Raw genomic sequence first — 26,417 nt, 5'->3', positions numbered from 1 at the left:
AACATTTTCATTTAATTAAAATAAAAAAGCGCATAAGTGAACCTTATCTTAATCTTATCTTTTTGTTTTGGTAAATTGGTATAGGGGGCTTTTTTTTAAATTAGTTGTAAAAAAAGAAGCCAAAAGAGGGTGTTAAATTCGCTTTTTATGAAAACAGGGGCGGAAAGTTTGGAAAAATATAACTATTTTCACGGACTAAAATTATCGGCACGTGAAAAGTAACAACAAACTGTTTATTGCGATTATCATATCATTAATATTAGGGATACTTCTGGGGTTTCTGGTAAACTCTTTCGGAAAAGGAAATACGCTGCGGTATACCCCTGCAAAACAAGGTGAAGATGAACTTGTTTTTTTAACAAATGATGGGGTAAAACATACTCAAAAAGTGTTTGTCGTAAAAGACAGTCTTGAATATAAAGAATTTCAAAAAACGCTTGCTCCGGATGCTGAGGTGATGCCTTTGGTGGTAACCGGAAAAAAGATCGCTTTTGTTCCTGCAATTCTGGCAAAGAACAACAATTTAAAATTAGATAAAACGTTTAAGTCAAAAAACGAATCGGTTACCGCAATCGATAATATTGATTCATTTTCTGAGAAGATAAAATTACTGGGAACGATCTTTATCCGCCTGGTTCAGATGATTATTGCACCGTTAGTATTTTCCACACTTGTGGTGGGGATTGCGAAAATGGGCGATATGAAAATGGTAGGCCGTGTAGGCGCAAAGGCAATGGGATGGTTTATTTCGGCTTCCCTGATGTCGTTACTGTTGGGGATGATCTTGGTAAACTGGCTTAAACCCGGGAAAGGAACATCCATTCAAATGGAGGACACTTCATCGGCGGGAGAGTTATTGGAAAAAACACAGTCTTTTTCATTGGAAGAGTTTGTGAAACACGTGGTTCCGAAAAGTATTTTTGAAGCGATGGCAACCAATGAGATTTTACAGATTGTAATTTTCTCGATCCTGTTCGGAATTGCACTGGCATCATTGGGCCGTGTGGCGAAACCGATGATCAAATCACTGGATGTTATTTCGCATGTTATTTTAAAAATGGTTACCTATATTATGTGGGTAGCGCCTTTGGGAGTTTTTGGAGCAGTGGCGGCGGCAGTAGCCAGTTACGGATTCGAGATCTTCGGGCTTTATGCCAAATATTTACTGGATTTTGCAATAGGAATAGCTTTACTGTGGGTAGTATTGCTAACCGTTGGCTATATTATTTTAGGAAAACGCCTTTGGGAATTACTGCGACGCATTAAGAGTCCGTTGCTGATTGCCTTTTCTACGACAAGCAGTGAAGCGGTTTTCCCGAAACTGGTTGAAGAACTGGAGCGTTTTGGCTGTCAGAGCAGAATCGTGTCTTTTACCTTACCATTGGGATATTCGTTTAATCTTGATGGTAGTATGATGTATATGACCTTTGCCAGTATTTTTATTGCCCAGGTTTATGGTATTGATATGCCAATAGAAAAACAGTTGACCATGCTTCTGGTATTGATGTTAACCAGTAAAGGCGTTGCCGGAGTACCCAGAGCATCCCTGATTGTGGTAGTTGCTACCTGTGCGATGTTCGGAATCCCGCCGGAAGGTATCGCATTGATCCTGCCAATTGACCATTTCTGCGATATGGCAAGAAGTATGACAAACGTATTGGGTAATGCCCTGGCTACTACAGCAGTAGATAAATGGGAAACAAGCGAATAAAACGAAAACGAATATTATAAAAAAGACACAAAAAAATTATGGAAGGCTTTAAGTGGACACAATTGTTGAACCCTGAATTTTATATTAACTTAGAAATAGGAGGGCATCACATTGGTATTTATGTAGTATTGTTTATCGTTTTTGCAGAAACCGGTTTATTTGCCGGATTCTTTTTGCCGGGTGACAGCCTGTTATTCCTTTCCGGAATTTACAGCGAAGTATTAATGAAAGAGCTTTTTGATATTAAAGGCGATTTTGCCAATGTGGCTCTGCTTTCTACTTTGGTAGCGATATCCGGAATTATCGGAAATATATTCGGGTATTGGTTTGGTGCAAAAAGTGGCCACTTCCTGTACTCTAAAGAAGATAACTTTTGGTTTAAGAAAAAATACCTGATTCAATCCCGTTTGTTTTTTGAAAAACACGGAGGAAGAGCAATCATATTTGCCCGTTTTTTACCAATCCTGAGAACATTTGCTCCTATTGTAGCCGGGATTGTGAGAATGGAGAAAAAGAAATTTATGTTCTATAACATCGTAAGCTCGGTGTTATGGTCGTTTGTACTGATCTTCTCAGGACATTACCTGTATCGTTATTTGCTGGACAATCACAACCTGGATCTGAAAGCGAATATTGAATACATCATCATCATCATTATTGTGGTATCGACGTCACCTTTGGCGATCAATTACTTTAAAAACAAAATAAAAGAGAAAAGAAGCTAATGCTTAACCTTAGTTATTGGGAAGTAAAGAACTGGTTTTCCAATGTGGATTATACCGTGGTAGGAAGCGGAATCGTTGGCCTTCATACCGCCTTACGGCTTCGTGAAAAATTTCCCGATAGCAAGATCATCATACTCGAAAAAGGGCCGCTTCCGCAGGGAGCCAGCACTAAAAATGCCGGTTTTGCCTGTTTTGGCAGCCTTTCGGAAATTATTGAGGATTTAAAAAATCATACCGAAGAAGAGGTTATCGGACTCATCCAAAAACGCTGGCAAGGGCTGCAAATGCTCCGCAAACGGCTGGGTGATTCCGTGATTGATTTTAAACCTTATGGCGGTTATGAACTCTTTTTACAAGATGATGAAGCTTCGTATACGGAATGCCTGCAAAAACTGCCTTTTATAAATGAGGTATTAAAACCGCTCTTTCGTGCGGATGTTTTTTCAAAAGAAGTAGACCGTTTTGATTTTAAAGGCATTCAGGAATACCTGATCTTTAACCCTTTTGAAGGGCAGATCGATACCGGTAACATGATGCAGGCACTGCTGAAAGAAGCCGTTGTAAACAATATACTTATTTTAAATTACCAGACGGTTTCCGGTTATCATGATAACGGAAACGGGGTTGAAGTGAACACGAATGACTTTGTTTTTACCACAAAGAAATTGCTGTTTGCCACCAACGGATTTGCCGGAACGCTCACTAACGGTGCCGTTCGTCCGGCAAGGGCACAGGTACTGATCACAGCGCCCATCCCGAATTTAGATATCCGGGGAACCTTTCATATAGACAGCGGTTATTATTATTTCCGGAATATCGGCGACAGGATTCTTTTTGGCGGCGGACGAAATCTGGACTTTGAAGGAGAGACTACCACGCAATTCGGGGAAACAGAATTAATTCAAAACCGATTGGAAACATTGTTAAAAAATGTAATTTTGCCCGGTCAGGAAGTCCGTATCGAACATCGCTGGAGCGGTATTATGGGAATGGGTTCCCATAAAAACCCAATAGTACAGCAATTGTCACAAAACGTATATTGTGGGGTTCGTCTGGGCGGAATGGGTGTCGCTATCGGCAGTTTAATTGATCAGGAATTAGCAGATTTAATATAAAAACATGATGAAAAAATACTTGGTCAGCAAAGCCTTATTTGCATTTTTATTTCTTTTTTCTCAAACTAATATGCAATCTCAGCATAATGCAGTATTGGATATTTCAGGGAATTATAAGGTAACTAACGTATATAATTTTTGGCAATTAAAATATAAACCAACGTCAGACTCTGTCTATACTCAGATTAATTCAAATATAAATAGTAATTCCTATACATTAAGGTTAAATCCATTTGTAAAAATGGATTTTTCTGTAAAGAGCCTGATGGCTTATTGGTGGAGTGAATGGTCGGAACCCGTTACGGTAAACGAAGAATATGATTTGATAAGTAAATCTACCGGATATAGCTATGATTTTAATTCTTCGGCTATTAGTGAAGGATGGAGAGGATACAGATTAGAAAATACAACGTCGATTAATGGTAGTAATATCTTAGAAACAAATTTTTTATATAATGGTACAGCCGGAAAATCATTATTTTATTCATGGAGTGGAGATCGTGGGTTAATGTTGGTGTCTCCGAAAATCACAGATTTGGCTACTGATAAGAAGTTTTCATTTTACGTGGCTACATCGAATAGTTCAAAAGTTATTTATGGGACAATAACCAATCCGTATGATCCATCGACATTTCATCCTTTAAAAACAGTTACGTATAATAATGGAAGTGCTTTTGTGAAGGAGACTGTATTTATGAATAATTATAATTCTGAAGACCAGTATATTGCTGTTAAAAGTTCAGGGAATAACGGAACGGTTTATTTTGATGATTTTAGTTATGAACAGTCTGTTAATTGTTTCGATCTTACAAATGTCAATGTTTCTGATATTTCACAGGATACAGCTCAATTAAATTTTACAGCTTCAGGACAAGATGCCCGGGAAGTAAGTTTAAAGAATTTAAAAAATGGGATCACAAATGTTTTCACAACGACTAATTATCCGGTTGTTCTTGAAAATTTATCCGGAAATACGAATTACGAAGTGAAAATCAGAGCTAATTGCGGAGGAGGTCTATATTCAAACTGGTCATCTGTAATTCCTTTTACAACGATATGTACTCCTTTGACAGAAGGATATTCAACTTCTTTTTTGGAAACGGAATATTTAGATCCATGTTGGACAGGTTTAACACAAGGGAGCGGCAGTATTAGTCAGATTTCGACAAATTTATATCTTTCTGTTCTGCCCAGAACAGGCAGTAAACTAATAAATATTAATATTGGTGGGTCAACAGCAGATCAAAAAGCTTACCTTATTACACCTTACATACAGGATTTAGATGATAATAAAAAAATAGCGTTCTATTTAATATCGAACGGATTTAATAATTATAATTCTCATCCTATTATCATTGGAACCATGTCCAATCCAAATGAAGAGACAACTTTTACTCCTCTTAAAACCATTGCGCCAGGTGAAATGAATGAAATAGGAGGGCAGCATAAGAACAGGTATTGGAAAAAGCATATAGTATATCTTGATAATTATAACAATGAATTGAATCATCATTATATCGCTTTGAAAGTAGGTATCGATCCAATGGACTATCTTAATTCAGGAGGTAATTTTTTTATCGACGATTTTGTATACGGGAATATTCCTGACTGTAAGGAGCCTACAAATTTAAATGTTACTATGACCGATTATAATTCTGCCATAGTAAAATGGGATGATTATGATAATCCGGTTCATGAATGGCAGATTGAGTACGGGCCGACCGGATTCCTGTCAGGGACGGGTACATTGATAACGGTGAACTCAAATCCGTTTCAGATCAATCAATTGTCAGGGAATACAGAATATGATTTTTATGTGAGAACTAAATGTGGTGCAAACTTTAGTAGTTGGTCAGATAGAGGTTATTTTAAAACAAGATGTGAAGGAATTGTTTCAGGATACAGTATTGATTTTGAGAATGATGATTTTGAAGTAAACAATTCTTGCTGGAGGAGATTGACACCACAATTTACGAATAGATACTGGAATGAAAACATATTTATAAAAGTAGCTCAGAATGTTCCGGGGCAACCCATAAGTACACATTCCGGAGTTAAGGCCATTATGCATAGAAATCAAATAAATGCACCTGATCCAAATGTCAGTGCGAAAAATATTCTGGTAACACCAAGACTAATTGATTTTGATAACTTCAAAAAAATATCCTTTTGGATGTATTGCAAACAAAATAGTTATGCCTTATTTAAAGGATTAACAATAGGAACGTTATCAGATCCGAATGATTATACAACATTTACGCCTTTTCGCGATATTTCAGGCACATTTGTTGAAAATCAATGGAAGGAATATACCGTTGATTTTTCAGGGTATAGCGGACAAGATAAATATATTGGAATCAGGCAAAAATCAACAAACGGAGATTATATAATATATTTGGACGATTTCAGGTATTATTCGGTTGAATGTGCTACGCCAACAGGCTTAAGAGCATATCAGTCGGGTAATAACAGTGTAAAGATGGAGTGGACTACTAATCAAACAGCTAATATAGATTCCTGGGAGATTGAATATGGTTCAATGGGATTCACTCCTGGTTCCGGAACGGTTATTTCTGTAAATTCAAATCCTTATCAACTGGAAGGATTGATACCATTCGCTAAATATGAGTTTAGAGTTAGAAATAATTGCGGAAATGGTATTTATGGTGATTGGAGTGAAAAATATGCTTTCAGAAATTCCTGTGCGGTTTCAACGCCTTTTTCCGAAAATTTTGATCAGTATAATGCTTCAGAGAATAATACGCCGTCTGGTATTCAAAATTTTTGTTGGACTCCTTCAAATGCTAATGTTGCCGGACTACTAAAATATGTTCCATTTGAAACTATTAATAGTAATCCTAATGCAGCCCAATTGAGTTATTATGGCAATAATGCAGCTTCCGGAATACATCATAAACCCGGAATGCTGTCATCTCCTTATTTAGCTGATTTTGGTAATGATAAGCGTGTTAAATTTTGGGCTAAAAGAGATGGCGGAGAAACAAATCTAATTGTAGGAACTATTGAAAATCCATTGGATTATACAACTTTTGAGCCTTATACAACTATAAGTTTGAATGATATTCCGCTTGTTGGAAAAGAATTTAATATTGATTTTTCTAATTATTCCGGAACAAATAAGCATATTACATTTTTACACGGAGGAAATGATACTTATACTTATATATTTATCGATGATATCTATTATGATGTAATTCCTCTCTGTTTAGAGCCTACTAATATTTTAGCAAAAAACGTAAATAGTGATTCTGCATTGATTGTTTACGATTATGTTCAGAATTCACAGATCGAATTTGGACCAACAGGCTTTGCTATGGGAACCGGAACAATAGTTTCCAATTCCGGAAGCGAGATACTTATTTCTGGGCTAATTCCTAATACCGGATATGATTACTATGTGAAAACAATATGCGGATTAACAGGAGAAAGTATTATTGTGGGACCTAAAAAATTTAGAACAACATGCGAAGAAGTGATTAGTCTGCCATGGGGAGAGAATTTTAATTCAATGCCTTCTTATGGCAATAATATCTTACCGAATTGTTTTAAAACGATAAATCCTGAATTTGTATCCATGAATGTTCCGCAACAACTCACACCTGGTTCAGGAGGTTACAGCTTTGATTATTTATTAACCGGTTATGGTGATACATCCTATATCTGGTTTAATAACGGAACCATCTCTCAGTATTTTTTCACGCCACTTTTTAGATTAACTGCAGGTACTACATACACATTTAGTATGAAAACAAGGGTTAGCTATCAATATGGGAATCATTTTTTATATTCAAGTGTTGGTAGAGGAAATACCAATGAAGCAATGGAAACTGAACTGGAAAAATCAGCATTAATGTATGAGTATGCATATGGAGACAATAAATTCGTATTTACTCCTATTGTTTCAGGAGACTATAGTTTTAAATTCAAATTCGGTATGAGTTCTAATAGTATAAATTGCGTAATGGACCAATTCAGGTTAGATGAGGGATATACCAATACAATAGTAACAAATAATGAATTTTTTGATTTCCAGTATGGAGCTAACGATAAGGTAATTTTAGAAAGTACAGAATATGCTAAAATATTAAATTCGCCCGATCCTGAAAATTCTTCAAACAAACTTTTAGTGATGAGAGGAAGTAGTAATCCGGCTGTATGGAAAACCGGACAGAATGTGTGGGAAAATAACGGGAGCAATATTACAAAGGTTAATATGAAAATTATTCCTAATGCCATGACGTCATTATATATGCGATTTGATTTAAAGCAAACCTATATTGATAATAATAATGAATCGATGTTCAGAGTGGTTGTTAATGGTAATGTATTAGGTAATGTTCTTAAACCGGTTACTGCAAATCAGGATAATTTCGAAACATTTGAATTTGATTTATCACCATATTTGGGTACAGATATTAAGATTTCTCTTCAACACATAGGAAAATCAAATGCAGGAACGGGAGATAATGCTTTGTTAGATAATCTGACTTTTTCACCATACACACTTTCTGATGAAAAATTCGCTTTTAAGGATTTGAAAGTTTTTCCAAATCCGACAAACAATATCCTGACGATTCAAAATAATGAAGTGCTAACCGGCATTGAAATTGTAAATATTAGCGGGCAGGTCTTATATGCTTCTAAATTTGATATGACAGAAGTTAAATTAGATTTATCAGACTATTCAAGTGGAGTTTATTTTGTTAGAATTACCTCAAATGAAAAAAGAAAACTAATTAAGGTTATAAAAAACTAATAATTGTTTTTAATAGAATAATGGCAGTAAAAAAAGCATCAAAAACAAATACCAGCACAAAGCCAAAAGGAGAAAAAAGAAGTTTTATGAATAAAGTAGTCCGTTTTTGTATCAAAGCGTTTCTATGGTTCTTCGCTTTATCCTTATTTTTTGTCGTACTATTTAAGTTCGTTCCGGTTCCTTTTACACCTTTAATGGTTATCCGGGCAATAGAGAATAAAGAATCCGATGCCAAAGTGGAGCACAGCCACGACTGGGTGCCGCTGGAAGATATTTCCGAAAATTTACAAAAAGCAGTTATTGCAAGTGAAGACGGTAATTTTTTAATACATAGCGGTTTTGATTTTAAGGCGATGCAAAAAGCATTCGACAGCAATCAGAAAGGACGTAAATTAAAAGGAGGCAGCACGATTTCGCAGCAAACGGCAAAAAATGTTTTCCTCTGGCAGGGAAGAAGTTACCTGCGAAAAGGACTGGAAGCTTATTTTACCGTATTGATAGAACTTATCTGGGGTAAAGAACGCATTATGGAGGTGTATCTGAACAGTATCGAAATGGGTAACGGAGTTTATGGCGCTCAGGCAGCATCGGAATTCTGGTACGGAAAAGATGCTAAAAACCTCTCTAAATATGAGGCCGCGGGAATTGCCGCGATTCTTCCGAATCCCCGAAAATTTAAAGCCTCTAATTCTTCTTCCTATATTAACAAAAGAAAAGACAGGATCGTAAGGGTAATGCGCCATATCGGCAAACTGGAATATTAGCATTATACCGCAAATATAAAAAAGCGGATGTTACCCTGGTAGCATCCGCTTTTTACAATTATTACAGCGTTGTTTCTTAGTTGCTCGCAGCAAATTCGTTTACTTTGATAATCGTTACAGCTGCGTCATTTACTTCATGCCAGTTTCCTTTGTCGTCTGCATAAGCGTAGTTTGCAGTACCGGATTGCCAGTCAGCTTCCAATACCATTCTTAATTTGGTGTTTGGTAAAATAACCGGACCAATTCCTGCATGTGGAGGGAAATTGAAATGAGGATATCCTTCTGCAACAACTAAAATATGTGTTTCTTTAGGCATTACAGTCATATAAGTAAAATCGCCGCGTAATTCTGTGAATACGTTTAACGGAGGATTAACCGTAGGATTGCGAACAACACCTTTTCCGGTAACGGATTTTCCCGGAGTGTTTACTGCTAAATGTACGTCAAATGTAGGAGCTCCAAGGTTAGGAGATGCGATACGGTACGATACGATAAATAAACCTGTTTCAGTTTTCATAATGTTATTGATTTGAGATTAGGATAACAAATTTCAGTTGTTTTCAAATCCCGTTTCAGCGTAAAAATACGGTTTGTTGTTTTTAGGTAAAAGCACGTAGTAATTGACTGGTATTAAAATTGTTAGGGAATTGTAAAGAAAAATGTTGCTATGTTTGATTGTAACATTTTTTTGAAGTGATCGTCTAATTATAAAATCAAAAAACGAAACAATTATGCAGGCACATGAAATCGATTACCAAATTTTTGGTGAAGAAATGCAATATGTAGAAATAGAACTTGATCCGCAGGAAGTTGTAGTAGCTGAGGCGGGCAGTTTTATGATGATGGACAACGGTATTAAAATGGAAACGATCTTCGGCGACGGTTCCGTACAGCAGCAGTCGGGCATTTTCGGGAAACTATTATCAGCGGGAAAAAGGGTACTGACAGGCGAAAGTTTGTTTATGACGGCTTATACGAATCAGAATAACGGAAAAAGCAAGATTTGTTTTGCCTCTCCATATCCGGGAAAAATCGTAGCCATTGATTTAATGAAATACGGCGGAAAATTCATCTGCCAGAAAGATTCTTTCCTTTGTGCAGCCAAAGGTGTTGCCATTGGGATTGACTTTTCAAGAAAATTAGGAACCGGACTTTTCGGAGGTGAAGGTTTTATCATGCAAAAACTGGAAGGAGACGGAATGGCATTTGTACATTCCGGGGGAACACTGGCACGAAAAGAATTACAGGCCGGTGAAATACTAAAAGTAGATACCGGATGTATCGTTGGTTTTACCAAAGATATCGATTATGATATTGAATTTATCGGAGGGATAAAGAACTCCATTTTTGGAGGGGAAGGATTGTTTTTTGCGACACTTCGCGGACCGGGGATTGTGTATGTACAATCGTTACCGTTTAGCCGTCTGGCCGACAGAATTATTGCTTCTGCCCCGAGAGCCGGAGGAAAGAGCAGGGAAGAAGGAAGCCTTTTGGGCGGATTAGGGAACCTGCTTGACGGTGATAACCGTTTTTAATACGGTCATTTTTTCTATTTATTTGGTTATATAATGAAAAACGCACTTCAATTGAAGTGCGTTTTTATTTTTATGGAATCCGCTTATTACTTTTTCAGGTTTGGCAATTTTGTGATGCCCATGTTGAAAAGGGTGAAAGCCTGGATGTCTACATTTTCCTGGATAGTAGCCGCTACCGATTTTCCGGCACCGTGACCGGCGTTAATGTCGATACGGATCAATACCGGATTTGTTCCGGTTTGTTTCTCCTGTAATTCTGCAGCAAATTTAAAGCTGTGTGCCGGAACGACACGGTCGTCATGATCACCTGTAGTAACCATAGTTGCCGGATATTGTACGCCAGCTTTTACATTGTGAACCGGAGAATATCCTTTCAGGTAATTGAACATTTCTTTGTTGTCTTCCGCTGTTCCGTAATCGTAAGCCCATCCTGCTCCGGATGTAAACGTATGATAACGCAGCATGTCCATTACACCCACAGCCGGTAAAGCGACTTTTATAAGGTCCGGACGTTGGGTCATGGTTGCTCCTACCAATAATCCGCCATTAGATCCTCCGCGGATTGCTAAGAAATCTTTAGACGTATATTTTTGAGCGATCAGGTATTCACCCGCAGCGATAAAATCGTCAAATACATTTTGCTTTTGCAATTTCGTACCGGCATCATGCCATTTTTTACCATATTCACCACCACCGCGTAAGTTTGGTACAGCATAAACACCGCCATTTTCCAGCCATACCGCATTGGCAATGCTGAAACTTGGGGTTAAGCTCACGTTGAATCCGCCATATCCGTAAAGGATCGTCGGGTTTTTACCATCCAGTTTTAATCCTTTTTTATGGGTGATGATCATCGGGATTTTAGTACCGTCTTTTGAGGTATAGAATACTTGTTTGGAAACATAGTCCTCACTGTTAAAATCTACTTTTGGTTTTTGGTATACCGTCGATTTTCCGGTGTTCGGATCGAAAGCATACGTAGTTCCCGGTGTGATATAATTGGTGAAAGAATAGTATAATGTTTTCGCATCTTTTTTGCCTCCGAAACCTCCGGCACTACCTACGCCCGGTAATTGTACTTCACGAACTAATTTTCCGCTGTAGTCGTATTGTTTTACAATAGAAACAGCATCTTTCATATAGTTGGCAAAGAAATAACCGCTACCAGTAGACGGCGAAAGTACATTCTCTGTTTCGGCAATAAAGTTTTTCCAGTTTTCCGGTTTCGGATTGTTAATGTCAACCGTTACAATACGTCTGTTTGGCGCGTTTAAATTGGTAACGATGAATAGTTTTGTTCCCTCGTTTTCAATGATGTAGTTGTCGCTGTTAAAGTTGTCTACTATAGTAACGATAGGACTGTTCGGATTTGAAAGGTCCTTAATGTATAATTCGTTTCCTGATGTAGATGTTGAAGCGGTAATTACTAAATATTTATCATCTTCGGTAACGGCACCACCTACATATCTTCTTTTCTGATCCAGTCCGAAGATCACTTTATCTTCTTTTTGAGAAGTTCCCAATTTATGGAAATACAGCTTGTGCTGGTCTGTTTTAGCCGATAGTTCACTTCCGGCCGGTTTGTCGTAACTGGAATAGTAGAAACCTTCATTTCCTCTCCAGGATACACCGCTGAATTTTACATCAACCAAAGTATCTTCAATTACTTTTTTGGTAAGGGCATCCATGATGATCACCTTTCTCCAGTCGCTTCCGCCTTCAGAAATCGCATAGGCCACTTTTGAGCCGTCTTTAGAAAAATCAAGACCACCTAAAGAAGTCGTTCCGTCTTTTGAAAAGGTGTTCGGATCCAGAAATATTTCTTCTTTACCGGCAGCATCTTTGCGGTACAATACCGACTGGTTTTGCAAACCGTTATTTTTATAGTAGTAAGTGTAATTTCCTTCTTTAAAAGGAGCACCTATTTTTTCGTAGTTCCACAATTTTTCCATTCTCGCTTTTAAAGCATTACGAAAAGGAATCTGCTCTAAATAATTGTAGGTAACCTTATTTTCAGCTTTAACCCATGCTTCGGTTTCGGCAGCGCGGTCATCTTCAAGCCATCTGTAAGGATCATTTACTTTAGTGCCGAAATACGTATCAACGGTTTCAACTTTTTTGGTTTCCGGGTATTTTAGCTTACCCGTACTTTTGGACGTTTGTGCATTCATAGATAAACTGCAAACCACAACTATGGCTGTTATTGTTTTTTTCATCAGTTTTTTTAACAAAAATAAGGAAACAATTGTTATCGTTTCGTTAAAATCAAAAAGTGCTGTTTTTAAGGCAGCACTTTTTTGGATGTTTTATAACTTTTTTTAAAATTATTGCACCGTTACCGGGAAAGTAACTTCAGCATCCGTTCCACCGGCAGCATTGGTAATGTCACCGCCAGAAACTCCGGCACCGTTTTTATTTGGTAAATGTCTTAAGGTAATGGTAACCGTTCCGGAAGCAGCATTTGTTGTGGTAAATACCGATTTTAATCCGATTGGTTTTCCGTTGCTGTCAAAATTATCAGCAGTAGCGGCATATTCGAAAGCATTTAAATTACCGGTTTTTCTATAGAAAATCTGGTGATCCACACCTTCTTCGATGATTTCCGGAGTGATATCTTCAGCCGGAGAGGCAGCTTCGTTCATAAAAGTAAGCGTACCGTTGTAGGTAGTATTGGCCTGGAAATTACCCGAAACCGTTACTACCGGTGCATTAGGACCGTCTCCGTCCAGATCACGGGACACTAATGTAATCACCTGTCCGCCGCCGGTAAATGTTGCCGTTACGGTTGTAATTACTTCTTCTTCGTTAACGGCCTGTGGCGCTGCATTGTCGTCTTTGGAACAGGAAGCGAAAGAAATGATGGCGATTATGGCTAAAGCGGCTATTTTGAAATTTTTCATGGTAAATGTTTTTTTAATAATTGAATTTTAATTGTAGTTGAAAATTTCTACCCAGTTCGTCGGCAAAAAAGCGCTGACGGTTCAGGTAGTCTCTATAGTTTGTGTTGAAAATATTCTGAACGGATAATCCGACGGTGGTCTGGATCCCTTTAAAGGCTTTTAATTTCATTTCGGAATTGAAATGCAGCAAATGATACGCTTTTGGCGGCGTACTGATGTCGACCAGCGTGGGAACAAATTGATTGTTTGCAATGGTATTGGTGATAAAGTTATTATCCGGATACTGGTTCTGACGGAAAACCAGCTCGCTCTTTAATTCCAGTTGTAAACGGTTCCACTCTTTTTTCGTAAAGCGCAGGGCATTGCTAATGTTTAACGGCGGCATGTCTATTAATGCCTTGCTGTTTGTAAGATCCCTTCCGTTTACGTAAGCCAGTGCAAAATCGTGTTCGAAATTCGAATTGATTTTCCAGTTGGAATGAACATCAATACCCAGCAGGCGGGCATTTGTCTGACGGTATTCCCAAACCAGGAAAGCACCGCGAATCGTTGTTTCCTGACCGATAGGAGTCAGGTACATAAAATCGGAAATGCTATTCAGGTATGGATTGATCTCAAAAGAGAAGGTTTCTCCTTTACGGGATAAAGCGGATGAAAATTTAAGCGCTTTTTCTTTTTTCAGGCGCAAATCTCCCAACTCGATCATACCGGTGGAATGGTGCAGTCCGTCGCTGAAAAACTCCGAAGGATTTGGATTCCGGGTCGCCAGGCTAATGTTGTTTAACCAGCTCCAGTGATCGCCGAATTCTTTTCGGGCTCCGATACTTCCGGATACATTATGGAAAGAAAAGGTCGGTTTTGTCAACCATTGGTTACCTTCTTCACCCACAATAATATTCTGGAAATCGTTGTTATAACCGCGTTCTTCCCAGCGGGATTTCAGGTAAAATTTGGTTGCTTCCACCCGTGAATAATCATAGCGAAGTCCACCTTCTAACGTGAAATCATCCGAAAAGGAATGGGATACGACAGCATAAGCACCCGCATCATATTTGTCATAATTTGGAATTAAGGGACGGATTCCGGTTGCAGGACTGGCATAATTTGTCTGATAGGCGGCATTTACGCCAATCTTTGTTTGCCAGTTGTCTGTTTCCCGTTTCCAGTCTGCCTGCAGCGCATGCGTTGTTAAATCCAGGTCGAGCGCTGCCTTGTTAGCATTGTCGCCACGACGCAGGTCATATTCCAGACGGTTGTTAAACTGATAGGCATATTGTACCTCCAGCTGGCTGTTGGGATCCAGTTTTTTATGGAAATTAATTTTAGCCAGGTGGTGTTCCACTTCCTGTCTGGGCGCATTGAGCGTATAGGTGAAATCCGCAATATAAGCAGGAGCCTGATTGTTGATACTATTAACCAAATCAGTACTATTTCCTATATGGGAAGCTCTTAAAATACCAATCTGGGCTTTATAGAAACTATAAAAACCGGTAATGGAATAATCGTCCCCGATATATTTCAGGTCGCCTGAAAAATTGGACTCCCGGTTTCCGGTATTGGACAGTACATAATCGGGCGCTTCTCTGTCGCCCAAATATTTAAAAGTACCTAAAACGTTCCATGCCCAACCTTTGCTGTTTCCTTTGTGCAGGCTGGAAGTGATACTCCCGCCGCGGCCATTGGAAACCATATTCACAATTGTTTTACCAAATAAAGTATCTTTTTTTACCGATAAAGGTTCGATAATAACAATTCCGCCCACGGCATCACCACCATATTGCAGGCTTGAGGCACCTTTAATAACGGTGATTTTCCCGGCACTATTAATGTCCATATTCGGGGCATGTTCTGCGCCCCACTGCTGGTCTTCCAGGCGGACATTGTTGTTGATAATCGGTACGCGGCTGCTGTGCAGCCCGTTGATTACCGGTTTAACAATAGTGCTTCCGGTTTTAAGAATGGAAACCCCGGCAACTTCTTTTAAGGCGTCCCCTAAGGTCTGGTTGCTGTACCGTTCGATGGTTTCACTCTTTATTTTCTGCTCGGAAGCGGTTGTTTTGGGCGCATTGCCTTTTTCCCTGATGACCACTTCTTTTAAAGCGGTAATGTCGGGTTTGAGCATAACGTTCAGTACCACATTGTCATTGATGTTGACAAGGGTATCCAGTGTTTTGTAACCCACATAGGAAATGAAAATCTTCTGATTACCGTCCGGTAAATTCCTGATTTCATATTCTCCCATAGGATTAGAGGCAGCACTTTTATCGCCTGCGTGAATATGTGCCCCGTTTAACGGTTGCTGCTTTTCATTGGTAACTTTTCCGGACAGTTTGTTCTGCGAAAAACCAAAGTGGCAAACAACTAAAAAACAGAGAACAAGGAAAGGTTGTGTTCGCATTTTTCCAGTTCAAAATAATACACAATAGGTCAAGAATCACGAGAAATGATCATGACAGTTTTTTAATAAACGATGTGATTATAATGTACCGGGAGGTGCACGAAGTGCAAAAAGGCTTCCTGAAAAAACAACAGGTTTTTCTGTTTTGGCAAAGCTATAGGCAATAGCTTTAAAAGTGTTTTTAAAGGAAAAAGAGAAAAATTCAGTAGGGATATAATTACTGAAAGAGAATTCGCAGGTAAAACAATGATCGAAATCATGATGCCCGTGTGTGAATTCTGTTTTGGTATGGTCGTATTTGTGGTGGCAGTGTTCGTGACTGAATTCGTCAACCAAATGCTCAAAGGAATGTATCGATTGGAACAGTATTGCGAACAATACAGCAATCATTAAAGAAAGGTTCAGTATGGCCAGTTTCTTTTTCATTCCCTGCAAATATAGAAAACCAAAAAAAGAAAACCGTTTTATTTTAACAAAATTTATGTTTTGCCAAAATAAAACGGTCAATATGTTTCAAAAGTGATATTATACTAACTTGTTCGCTACAAGGTATTCTGCGATCTGGATGGTGTTTGTTGCGGCTCCTTTGCGCAGGTTGTCGGAAACGATCCACATGTTTAGGGTGTTCGGCTGACTTTCGTCGCGACGGATTCTGCCCACAAATACATCGTCTTTTCCGTGGGCATATAAAGGCATTGGGTATGTTTTGGTATCCGGGTTGTCCTGTATCACCACACCCGGTGTGTTGTGCAGGATAGCGCGTACTTCGTTTATGTCGAAATCATTTTCAAACTGGATGTTTACCGCTTCACTGTGGCCGCCCACCACCGGAATACGGATGGCAGTTGCTGTAACAGCAATCGTTTTGTCGTCCATGATTTTCTGTGTTTCACGAACCAGCTTCATTTCTTCTTTCGTATACCCGTTTTCTTCAAAAACATCACACTGCGGAATGGCATTGCGGTGAATTGGATAGGGATAGGCCATTTCTCCCTGTATACCGGCAAATTCGTTTTCCAGTTGTTTTACGGCTTTTACTCCCGTTCCGGTAATGGACTGATAGGTCGAAACAACAACTCGTTTAATGCCGTATTTTTTATGTAAAGGTGCCAGGACCATCACCATCTGGATGGTCGAACAGTTTGGATTGGCAATAATTTTGTCTTCTTTGGTCAATACCGAAGCGTTGATTTCCGGAACGATCAGTTTTTTAGTCTGGTCCATTCGCCATGCAGAAGAGTTGTCGATAACGGTAGTACCGGCTTCGGCAAATTTTGGTGCCCAGGCTAAAGAGGTTTCGCCTCCGGCTGAAAAAACAGCAATATCAGGACGCATTTCAACCGCTGTTTGTAATCCTACTACAGCGTACTTCTTTCCCTTAAAATCAATCTGCTTCCCAACAGACTTTTCTGATGCTACGGGGATTAATTCAGTTACGGGAAAATTTCTTTCTGCCAGTAATTGTAACATTACTTCACCAACCATTCCGGTGGCTCCTACAACGGCTACTTTCATTTTGATATTATGTGTTTTAGTTAAATTTTTAGTATGACAAAAGTAAATAATAATGCGGTTAAAATAACAATAAATAAAAAAACCGTCCACACCGGGACGGTTTAGGTTAGAATATGTGTGTAGCGGATTATTTTTTCAATAAATCACGGATTTCAGCCAATAATTCTTCCTGAGTAGGACCAGCCGGAGCGGTTGGAGCCGGCGCTTCTTTTTTCTTGGAAGCATTGATTCCCTTGATTAATAAGAACAGCACGAATGCAACAATCACAAAATTAATGACAGCCGATAAAAACATACCGTACTTGACTCCTCCAAAAATGGTAAGCTCTTCAATTTTTGATAAATTAGCAGCTTCCAATGCCGGTTTTAACAGTAAAGGTGTAATTACATCATCGATAAATGAACTTACAATTTTACCGAAAGCACCACCAATGATCACCCCGATTGCAAGATCAACAACGTTGCCTTTCATGGCAAATTCTTTAAATTCTGATAGCATTCCCATACCTAAAATGTTTTAGTTAATAATTTTTGTTAGTACTAAAGTAGTAAAACGGATTAAAAATTTAACAATTTTAGTAGTCTTTTTTATTCTTTAAAGAAAATGCGTTTTACCCGGTGCGAGATGCTGGTCAGTATTTCGTAGGGTATGGTGCCAATGGTTTTTGCAATTTCGGTTACTCTTGGCTGCTGGCCAAAAATGATTACCGTATCGCCTTCTTTACAGTCAATACCGGTAATATCGACCATTAACATGTCCATGCAAATATTGCCGATTATGGGCGCTTTCTGGTTTTTAATCATCACATAACCTTTCTGATTGCCCCAGCTTCTTGGGATTCCGTCGGCATAGCCAATGGGAATTGTAGCGGTTTTAGTGGTTTGGGTTGCCATGAATTTCCGGCTGTAGCCCACACTTTCACCGGCCTGAATTTCTTTGGTTTGCAGGATAACGGTTTTTAACGTGCCTACATTTTCCAGGTGTTTCATTTCTTCCTCATCATTTCCTACGCCGTATAGTCCGATACCCAGGCGTACCATGTCGAACTGATAATCCGGGAAATTGTAAATTCCGGATGTGTTCAGGATATGGCGGATAGGGGTGATGTTCAGTTCCGATACAATTTTTTGCGACCATCGGTCAAACGTATGGATCTGCTGTAACGTGAAATCGTTGAATTCCGGTCCGTCGCTCGCCGAAAGGTGGGAGAAGATACTTTTAACGGAGACAAAATTGTTATTTTTTAAAACAGAGATCAGATCATCGAGATTGTTTTCCTCAAAACCCAGACGATGCATACCGGTATCCAGTTTGATGTGTATCGGGTAATTGGACAGGTTTTTCTGCTGGGCCAGAGTAATAAACGTTTTTAGGACAGTAGGCGAATAGATTTCCGGTTCCAGATGGTAGGCAATCATCGCCGAAAAAGCACTGTTTTCGGGGTTCATCACAATAATCGGCATTTCAATACCGGCGTTGCGAAGTGCAATTCCTTCATCGGCGAAAGCCACGCCTAAATAATCGACTTTGTGGTGGGCCAGTAATTTTGCAATTTCAAAACTGCCGCTTCCATATCCGAAAGCTTTTACCATGACCATTATTTTTGTGGACGGTTTTAGCTTCGATTTGTAGAAGTTCAGATTGTGGCTGATGGCATTCAGGTTGATCTCCAATACCGTTTCATGTGTTTTTTCTTCCAGCAGGGTTACGATTTCTTCAAAATGAAAGGTTCGTGCGCCTTTTATCAGTATCGTTTCGTTCTGAAAAGAAGCGGCATTGTATTGCACCAGAAAATCATGGGTGTTTTTAAAGGCAATAAATCCCGGAAAATCTTTCAGGTAACGGCTGATGGTTTCGCCAATCCCGATAACGCGTTCAATTTTATTGTTGGTTAACAGCCGGGCAACTTTGGCATATAATTCTTCCACCGGAAAACCGCTCTGGAAAATATCGGATAGTATTATTGTTTTCTGCTGATGGGTTTTGTGCTGCTCCAGGAAATCCAGCGCAATTTTTAGCGACTGGTAGTCGGAACTGTAACTGTCGTCAATTAGTGTACAGTTGTGAATACCGTTTTTCACCTGCAGGCGCATTTCCACCGGATACAGGTTGTACAGGCGTTCTTTAATGACAGCCTTGTCATACCCGAAATGCAGCAGTACCATCAGGCAGCTGATGGTGTTTTCAACAGACGCTTTGTCCTGAAACGGAAGTTGCAGCAGGAAAGGCTGTTGGCGGTAGTGTACTTCCAGTTCGTCAGGAGCCGTTTTGGTAATGAATACATCGGCAGTGCGGTCTTCAAAACTCCAGCTGAAAGTTGGGATATTTTTGTCCAGAAGGTCGTCAATTAGCGGATTCTTCTGGTAAATAAGAATTTTGGCGTTTTGGAAGAGTTTTATTTTTTCGGATATTTTTTGGGCTACGCTTTCGAAACCTTCGTCATGTGCCGCACCGATATTGGTTAAAATACCAATGGTCGGTTTGATAATGGCTTCCAGTTTGTCCATTTCGCCGACAGTGGAAATACCGGCTTCAAAAATCCCTAAGTTGTGTTTTTCATTGATCCCGATGATCGATAGCGGAACACCTACCTGGGAGTTGTAGCTTTTAGGGCTGCGGATGATATTGTATTCCGGGCTTAACAGGAAGTTCAGCCATTCTTTGACAATGGTTTTACCGCTGCTTCCGGTAACACCTATTACCGGGAAATCAAACTGCATGCGGTAATAGGCCGCAAATTTCTGAAGGCTGTGCAGCGTATCGTTAACTACCAGGAAGTTTGCCTTGCCTTCCAGCATGTCCGGAATGTGATTCACTACAAAATTCTGAACGCCTTTGGCAATCAGGTTCGGAATGTAATGATGTCCGTCGTGATTGTGTCCGACCAGTGCAAAAAATAAAGTTCCGTTGTTGTTTTGTAACGAACGGCTGTCGATGGAAACATTGTCTACAGGACATGTTTCATCAGTCCCTAACCATTTAGCGTGAATGACCGGGATAATATTTTTGATAATTAAACTCAAAGCTTATTCTTGATTTTTTTTGTTTCTGGACTCTTGTTCCTGCATTTCTTTCATAGCATTAAAATAGGCCGCACGGCTTAACGGTTCGTATTCTTCCGTTTCACCCAGTAAAACAAGATTGTCGTTGTGGGTTTTTCTAAAACTATAGTTGGCTAAATTTCCGGTGCGGGTGCAAACGGCATGTACTTTTGTAACATATTCGGCTGTTGCCATCAGGGCGGGCATCGGGCCGAAAGGATTGCCTTTAAAGTCCATGTCCAGTCCTGCTACGATAACGCGTACGCCGGAATTGGCAAGGTCATTGCAAACGGCAACAATCTCGTCATCAAAAAACTGGGCTTCGTCAATTCCGATGACATCACAGCCATCGGCAAGAATACGGATATTAGCCGCTGCCGGAACCGGAGTAGAGCGGATTTCATTAGCGTCATGAGAAACAACCATCTCATCGTGATAGCGGGTATCGATGGCCGGTTTGAAAATTTCCACTCTTTGTTTGGCAAACTGAGCGCGTTTTAAACGACGAATAAGTTCTTCAGTTTTACCGGAAAACATCGAGCCGCAAATGACTTCAATCCATCCAAATTGTTCTTTATGATTTACCGTATTTTCGAGAAACATTTTGTACTTTTCAGGCTGTAAACAGCGTTTTTTTCTGTTACTTTTGTAATGGAAACAAATTTATTAAAAAACCACCGCTTTACTCCATATAAAATCAAAAGTTATGAAGAAAAAATTAGAGGCCGAATTAATTAGTATTGCCCACCGCATTTTAAAATTAAAAAATAAATCGGAAGTGATTCAGTTACATCAGGAAACGCAAAAACTGTATGAGATATTATCGGTATTACGTTTTTATGAAGAAAATTTCGAAGCGGTAAAACCAACAATCGGCCTGGAAGAACTGGAAGAGAAATTAGACGGAGCTTTTGAAAACAAAGAAGAAGAAGAAACAGCGGTAGCAGTGCCGGAACCTGTAGTGGAAAACGAACCGGAACCGGTTGCGGAAGAAATAAATATTGTAGCCGAACCGGAAGATGCCGAATCGGAAATGGAGACGGAAACCGAGCCGGAGGAAGAAGAACTGATTATAGCCGCCGCTGAAACGGAAGCACCTGCTGTTGAGCAAGTTATTGAAACGGAACCGGAAGAAACAGAAGAAACAACGGAAGAACCGGTAGTAATAGCGGAAGAAGAAAAGGTGGTTGTCGGCCAGATTGATATTGATGAAAGCGAGCTGGATGAAGAAGAAATGACTCCGGAAGACGAAGAAGAACCAGCAGCACCGGCAGAAGCGATTATCGAAGAACCGGTTTTCGAACGTGTAAAAGAAGAACCGAAACAGGAACCAAAGCAAATCACTTTGGAAGAGTTGTTAGGGCATTCCTATAAAGAACCGGAATTTGTAAAAGTAAACGATGTGCCTGCCGATGTTGAAAAAGTGGCGGATATTGTTTTTGAACCGGCTGTGGAACCAATAAACGAAGAACCGGTACTTTCCATTTCATCCGAAAAAGAAGCCTATACCCGAAAAGCAACGGGCGATGCCCACAGTAAAGCTATCGCTTTGGGACTGAACGACCGGATTGCTTTCGAAAAGAACCTTTTTGGCGGAAGCGGTGAAGACCTGAACCGTGTTTTATCCCAGCTGAATACCTTTGATAATTTTGAAGATGCTCAGAATTTTATTGAAGATCTGGTAAAACCGGATTACAATAACTGGGAAGGAAAAGAAGAATATGCAACCCGTTTTATGGAGATTGTAGAGAAGCGATTCTCGTAGTCTTTTTATAAGTATAAATTACGCCAACCTGCATGAATTTTATTGATGCAGGTTGGTGTTTAAATTTTAGGATATGTCTAAATTGTATTTAGTACCCACACCCATCGGGAATTTGGAAGACATGACATTCAGAGCGATTCGCGTTTTGAAGGAAGTCGATCTGATATTGGCAGAAGATACCCGGAACAGCGGTAAGCTGTTAAAGCATTTTGAAATTGCTACACACATGCAGAGCCATCACATGCACAACGAACATAAAACAGTTGAGAATATCATCAGACGTCTGCAGGCAGGAGAAAGTATTGCGCTGATTTCCGATGCGGGAACGCCGGCAATTTCCGATCCCGGATTTTTGCTCACGCGTGCCTGTGTGGAAAACAATGTGGAAGTAGAGTGTTTACCCGGAGCGACGGCTTTTGTACCGGCATTGGTTAACAGCGGACTGCCAAACGATAAGTTCGTCTTTGAAGGGTTTTTACCGGACAAAAAAGGCAGACAGACCCGTTACCTGATCCTGGCGGAAGAAACCCGGACAATGATATTGTATGTGTCTCCGCATAAACTGGTTAAAACACTGGCGGAATTTGTGGAGTATTTTGGTGCGGACCGGCCGGTTTCGGTATCCCGTGAATTGTCAAAACTACACGAAGAAACGGTGCGCGGCACTGCGGAGGAAGTTTTAAAACATTTTGAAGCCAAACCACCCAAAGGTGAGATCGTGGTTATTGTTGGCGGGAAAGTGACTGCAAAAGAAAGTAAAAAAGAGAAAAGCGAATAAAAAGATACGATTTATGACACATCAGGTTAGTACAAAATGGTTGGGGAAAATGCAGTTTGAATCGACCAATCCCAGTGGCGATGTCATGACTATTGATGCCGGACCCGAAAACGGCGGTGAAGGAAACGGTCTTCGCCCGAAAGCGTTAATGCTGTCGGCGCTGGCTGGCTGTACCGGTCTGGATGTTGCTTCACTGATTGAAAAAATGAAGCTGGATGTAACCGGTTTTAAAATCGAAACGGAAGGCGATTTAACGGAAGAACATCCGAAAACCTATCACACGGTTCGTGTGGATTACCATTTTTACGGAAACAATCTCGATCCGAAAAAACTGGAACGGGCAGTAAATCTTTCCGTAGACAAATATTGCGGCGTTATGGAAATGTTCCGTCAGTTTGCCAAAGTAAATATTGCGATACACTATCATACCCTATAGGTACTTTTTTTATAATCCATACAAATTGTTATTATGCGCTGGACACTCAAACCCAAACCCGATTTACAAAAAGTAAAGCAACTGGCTTCCGAGCTGAATGTTGAAGAATTAATAGCCACTTTACTGGTGCAACGCGGTATTGAAACGTTTGAGCAGGCCCGGTCTTTTTTCCGTCCGTCATTAGACGATCTGCACGATCCGTACCTGATGCAGGATATGGACAAAGCCGTGGCACGGATAGAAAAAGCGGTTGCGCAGGGGGAAAATATCCTCGTTTTTGGCGACTATGATGTAGACGGAACGACGGCAGTTTCTTTAATGTCGTCCTATTTGAGAAGCTTTTATCCGAATGTAGCCACCTATATTCCGGATCGCTATGCCGAAGGATACGGTGTTTCATTCAAAGGGATTGATTTTGCCGATGATAACGGATGCTCGCTGATCATTGCGCTGGATTGTGGCATCAAGTCCATCGATAAGGTATTGTATGCCAAAGAAAAGAATATCGATTTTATTATTTGTGATCACCACCGTCCGGGTGATACCTTACCGGATGCGGTGGCTGTTTTAGATCCGAAAAGACAGGATTGCCACTATCCGTATAAAGAATTGTGCGGTTGTGGCGTCGGATTCAAAGTGATCCAGGCTTTGGCCCAAAACCGGAACCAGACCATAACGGACCTGCTTCCGTATCTGGATCTGGTAGCAACGGCGATAGCGGCGGATATTGTTCCGATTACCGGCGAAAACCGGGTGCTGGCAAAATTCGGACTGGAAGTAATCAATGCGAATCCGCGTCCCGGAATTAAAGCGCTGATCCAGAATATAAAAAAACAGACCTTAACAATTACCGATGTTGTTTTTGTGATCGCACCGCGTATCAATGCTGCCGGACGTATCAAACACGGCAACTATGCTGTGGAACTGCTGACGGAATTCAACCTGGAACAGGCAGCGGAGTTTGCATCACAGATTGAAATGTTTAATGCCGACCGGAAAGACCTGGACAAGCAGATTACCAAAGAGGCTTTGGAACAGATCCGGATAAAAGAGGAAGACAAGCGTTTTACCACCGTGGTGTATCAGGAAGACTGGCACAAAGGGGTTATTGGTATAGTAGCGTCCCGGTTGACGGAGACCTATTACCGTCCGACCCTGGTTTTTACCAAAAGCGGTGATAAACTGGCGGCTTCTGCCCGATCGGTAAAAGATTTTGATGTCTATAATGCTTTGGAAGCCTGTTCGGATTACCTGGAGCAGTTTGGCGGGCACATGTATGCCGCCGGATTGACCTTAAAAGAGAAAGACTACGAAAATTTTAAAAAGCATTTTGAAAAAGTCGTTTCGGAAACCATTCATCCCGATCTGCTGGTTCCGGAGATAAGCATCGATGCCGAAATGGAGCTGCAGGCAATTGATCCTAAGTTTTTCCGGATTTTAAAGCAGTTTGAGCCTTTCGGACCGGAAAATATGACGCCGGTTTTTATGGCCGAAAAATTAAACGATACCGGTTACGGAAAAACGATAGGTCAGGACGAAGAGCATTTGCGATTGTATGTCAAACAGCAGGGTGAAGAGCCGGGTTTTGCCGCTATCGGATTCGGATTAGCCGATAAAATCAACCTGACCGAAAACCGGAAATCCTTTGACGCTGCTTTTTCCATTGACGAAAACGAATGGAACGGCAACGTGAGTTTGCAGCTTCGCCTGCGCGATATTAAAGCGCATTAAGATTAACAGTTTCTTGGGTTTTCGGAAGCAAGTATTTCTCTAACTTTATTTTTTATAAATACGAGAAATGACTTCACACGATAATCCGCTCCACGGACTTAAATATTCCTTATTAGATTTAGCAGTTGTCTCCCAGGGAGATACGTATTCCGATACTTTTGAAAAATGCAGAACTCTGGCTCAAAAAGCGGAAGCTTTGGGTTATTCCCGTTTCTGGTTATCCGAACATCACAACATGCAGCATGTGGCGAGTTCTGCCACTTCTGTACTGATTGGCAATATCGCCGAACATACAAAATCCATACGCGTGGGCTCCGGTGGTATTATGCTGCCCAATCATTCGCCGCTTGCGGTTGCCGAACAATTCGGAACGCTGTCTACATTATATCCCGATCGTATTGATCTGGGATTGGGCAGGGCACCCGGAACCGATGGCGCAACGGCTATGGCACTGCGTAAAAACAATTATGACCTGAATTATAATTTTGAAGCCCATATTGAGGAGCTGCAAAAATACCTTAGTGCCGAAAACCGGTTTTCAAACGTGAGAGCCTTTCCGGGTGAAGGAATTGATATTCCCCTCTGGATTTTAGGTTCCAGTATGGAAAGTGCTGTTCTTGCCGGAAAAATGGGATTGCCGTATGCTTTTGCAGCCCACTTTGCACCGGCACAGTTTTATCGTGCGATTGAATTGTACCGACATTATTTTGAGCCATCCGATTATTTATCGGAGCCGTATGTACTGGCCTGCGTGAATGTTATAGGCGCGGATACCGACGATGAAGCGAATTATCTGGCGACTTCCTTATACCAGGCATTTACCGGGATTATTACAAATACCAGACGTCCTTTGATGCCGCCGGTAGACGATATGGATGAGGTCTGGTCCGGAGATGTGAGGGAAGCTGTGATGCAGATGACCGCATTTACTTTTGTGGGTAATAAGGAAACGCTGCAACATCACTTTAAGGAGTTTGCGAAAGCGACCAAAGTGAATGAGATTATGGCCATTTCGCAGATTTTCAGTCAGGAGGCGAAATTGCGTTCGTTCGAAATTTTTGCTTCTGTTTTTAATGAGTAATGCAGGATAGCCTATTAATGGTTTTTTGGATATAACCCTTATATTCTAAAGGTTGAGGTGTATAAGGGTTTGGCTATCCTATCATGATAAAATAAAAATTAACATTATTTTATTTAGAATGAATATAAATAATTATTTATATTT

The 26,417-nt window shown here is 40.2% G+C and carries 20 protein-coding genes; 11 read left to right on the top strand and 9 right to left on the bottom strand.

Going from position 1 to position 26,417, the window contains the following annotated elements:
* Nucleotides 1-211: 211 nt before the first annotated feature.
* From HW120_RS02375 to mtgA, 5 genes are read left to right on the top strand one after another with little or no spacing between them, the layout of a single operon-like run.
* Nucleotides 212-1,711, top strand: coding sequence for a dicarboxylate/amino acid:cation symporter (locus HW120_RS02375; RefSeq protein WP_246297023.1), 1,500 nt, complete (start codon nucleotides 212-214; stop codon nucleotides 1,709-1,711).
* Nucleotides 1,712-1,749: 38 nt separating this feature from the next.
* Nucleotides 1,750-2,436: a DedA family protein gene (locus HW120_RS02370; protein ID WP_177730424.1), complete on the top strand. Its 687-nt coding sequence runs from the start codon at nucleotides 1,750-1,752 to the stop codon at nucleotides 2,434-2,436.
* Nucleotides 2,436-3,551, top strand: coding sequence for an NAD(P)/FAD-dependent oxidoreductase (locus HW120_RS02365; RefSeq protein ID WP_177730422.1), 1,116 nt, complete (start codon nucleotides 2,436-2,438; stop codon nucleotides 3,549-3,551). The genes HW120_RS02370 and HW120_RS02365 overlap by 1 nt, the downstream gene beginning before the upstream one ends.
* Before the next feature lie 4 nt (nucleotides 3,552-3,555).
* Nucleotides 3,556-8,328 (top strand): T9SS-dependent choice-of-anchor J family protein, encoded by a 4,773-nt coding sequence (locus tag HW120_RS02360; protein WP_177730420.1) that lies wholly within the window; start codon nucleotides 3,556-3,558, stop codon nucleotides 8,326-8,328.
* Between the two features lie 20 nt (nucleotides 8,329-8,348).
* A complete protein-coding gene (gene mtgA, locus HW120_RS02355; protein ID WP_177730418.1) occupies nucleotides 8,349-9,092 on the top strand; it encodes a monofunctional biosynthetic peptidoglycan transglycosylase in 744 nt (247 codons plus the stop codon).
* 76 nt (nucleotides 9,093-9,168) lie between these two features.
* Here the strand turns inward: mtgA and HW120_RS02350 are convergent, their stop codons facing one another.
* Nucleotides 9,169-9,609, bottom strand: a complete 441-nt coding sequence (locus tag HW120_RS02350) for a DUF1842 domain-containing protein (RefSeq protein ID WP_218618737.1) — start codon at nucleotides 9,607-9,609, stop codon at nucleotides 9,169-9,171.
* A gap of 214 nt (nucleotides 9,610-9,823) precedes the next feature.
* Here HW120_RS02350 and HW120_RS02345 point away from each other — a divergent pair, with 214 nt between their 5' ends.
* Nucleotides 9,824-10,627 (top strand): TIGR00266 family protein, encoded by an 804-nt coding sequence (locus HW120_RS02345; protein ID WP_177730416.1) that lies wholly within the window; start codon nucleotides 9,824-9,826, stop codon nucleotides 10,625-10,627.
* A gap of 86 nt (nucleotides 10,628-10,713) precedes the next feature.
* Here HW120_RS02345 and HW120_RS02340 read toward each other — a convergent pair whose 3' ends face one another.
* From HW120_RS02340 to HW120_RS02305, 8 genes are all read right to left on the bottom strand, one after another.
* Nucleotides 10,714-12,798 carry a prolyl oligopeptidase family serine peptidase gene (locus HW120_RS02340; protein ID WP_246297073.1) on the bottom strand — a complete coding sequence of 695 codons (2,085 nt, stop codon included), beginning with the start codon at nucleotides 12,796-12,798 and terminating at the stop codon, nucleotides 10,714-10,716.
* 153 nt (nucleotides 12,799-12,951) lie between these two features.
* Complete coding sequence (locus tag HW120_RS02335; protein ID WP_177730413.1) at nucleotides 12,952-13,527, bottom strand: type 1 periplasmic binding fold superfamily protein; 576 nt, start codon at nucleotides 13,525-13,527, stop codon at nucleotides 12,952-12,954.
* Between the two features lie 13 nt (nucleotides 13,528-13,540).
* The gene (locus HW120_RS02330) at nucleotides 13,541-15,925 is read right to left on the bottom strand and encodes a TonB-dependent receptor (RefSeq protein ID WP_177730411.1); all 2,385 of its coding nucleotides are present in this window, start codon (nucleotides 15,923-15,925) and stop codon (nucleotides 13,541-13,543) included.
* 78 nt (nucleotides 15,926-16,003) lie between these two features.
* Nucleotides 16,004-16,351 carry a hypothetical protein gene (locus tag HW120_RS02325; RefSeq protein WP_177730409.1) on the bottom strand — a complete coding sequence of 116 codons (348 nt, stop codon included), beginning with the start codon at nucleotides 16,349-16,351 and terminating at the stop codon, nucleotides 16,004-16,006.
* Nucleotides 16,352-16,450: 99 nt separating this feature from the next.
* Entirely contained in the window at nucleotides 16,451-17,440 is a 990-nt protein-coding gene (locus HW120_RS02320) for an aspartate-semialdehyde dehydrogenase (RefSeq protein WP_177730407.1), read from the bottom strand.
* A 127-nt stretch (nucleotides 17,441-17,567) separates the two neighbouring features.
* Nucleotides 17,568-17,945: a large conductance mechanosensitive channel protein MscL gene (mscL, locus tag HW120_RS02315; protein WP_177730399.1), complete on the bottom strand. Its 378-nt coding sequence runs from the start codon at nucleotides 17,943-17,945 to the stop codon at nucleotides 17,568-17,570.
* Between the two features lie 83 nt (nucleotides 17,946-18,028).
* Nucleotides 18,029-20,464 carry a bifunctional UDP-N-acetylmuramoyl-tripeptide:D-alanyl-D-alanine ligase/alanine racemase gene (locus HW120_RS02310; protein WP_177730397.1) on the bottom strand — a complete coding sequence of 812 codons (2,436 nt, stop codon included), beginning with the start codon at nucleotides 20,462-20,464 and terminating at the stop codon, nucleotides 18,029-18,031.
* Between the two features lie 3 nt (nucleotides 20,465-20,467).
* On the bottom strand, nucleotides 20,468-21,085 hold the full coding sequence (locus HW120_RS02305) for a thymidine kinase (protein ID WP_177730395.1): 618 nt from the start codon (nucleotides 21,083-21,085) through the stop codon (nucleotides 20,468-20,470).
* Nucleotides 21,086-21,188: 103 nt separating this feature from the next.
* Here HW120_RS02305 and HW120_RS02300 point away from each other — a divergent pair, with 103 nt between their 5' ends.
* From HW120_RS02300 to HW120_RS02280, 5 genes are all read left to right on the top strand, one after another.
* Nucleotides 21,189-22,247: a hypothetical protein gene (locus HW120_RS02300; protein WP_177730393.1), complete on the top strand. Its 1,059-nt coding sequence runs from the start codon at nucleotides 21,189-21,191 to the stop codon at nucleotides 22,245-22,247.
* A gap of 73 nt (nucleotides 22,248-22,320) precedes the next feature.
* The gene (rsmI, locus tag HW120_RS02295) at nucleotides 22,321-23,025 is read left to right on the top strand and encodes a 16S rRNA (cytidine(1402)-2'-O)-methyltransferase (protein ID WP_177730391.1); all 705 of its coding nucleotides are present in this window, start codon (nucleotides 22,321-22,323) and stop codon (nucleotides 23,023-23,025) included.
* Nucleotides 23,026-23,038: 13 nt separating this feature from the next.
* On the top strand, nucleotides 23,039-23,461 hold the full coding sequence (locus HW120_RS02290) for an OsmC family protein (RefSeq protein WP_177730389.1): 423 nt from the start codon (nucleotides 23,039-23,041) through the stop codon (nucleotides 23,459-23,461).
* 33 nt (nucleotides 23,462-23,494) lie between these two features.
* The gene (gene recJ, locus HW120_RS02285; protein ID WP_177730387.1) at nucleotides 23,495-25,192 is read left to right on the top strand and encodes a single-stranded-DNA-specific exonuclease RecJ; all 1,698 of its coding nucleotides are present in this window, start codon (nucleotides 23,495-23,497) and stop codon (nucleotides 25,190-25,192) included.
* A gap of 67 nt (nucleotides 25,193-25,259) precedes the next feature.
* Entirely contained in the window at nucleotides 25,260-26,273 is a 1,014-nt protein-coding gene (locus HW120_RS02280) for an LLM class flavin-dependent oxidoreductase (protein WP_177730385.1), read from the top strand.
* Nucleotides 26,274-26,417: the final 144 nt, after the last annotated feature.

This window comes from Flavobacterium inviolabile (assembly GCF_013389455.1).
Taxonomy (GTDB): Bacteria; Bacteroidota; Bacteroidia; order Flavobacteriales; family Flavobacteriaceae; genus Flavobacterium; species Flavobacterium inviolabile.
Note: the sequence above shows the minus strand (reverse complement) of the source record. Positions and strands in the feature narration are given on the sequence as shown.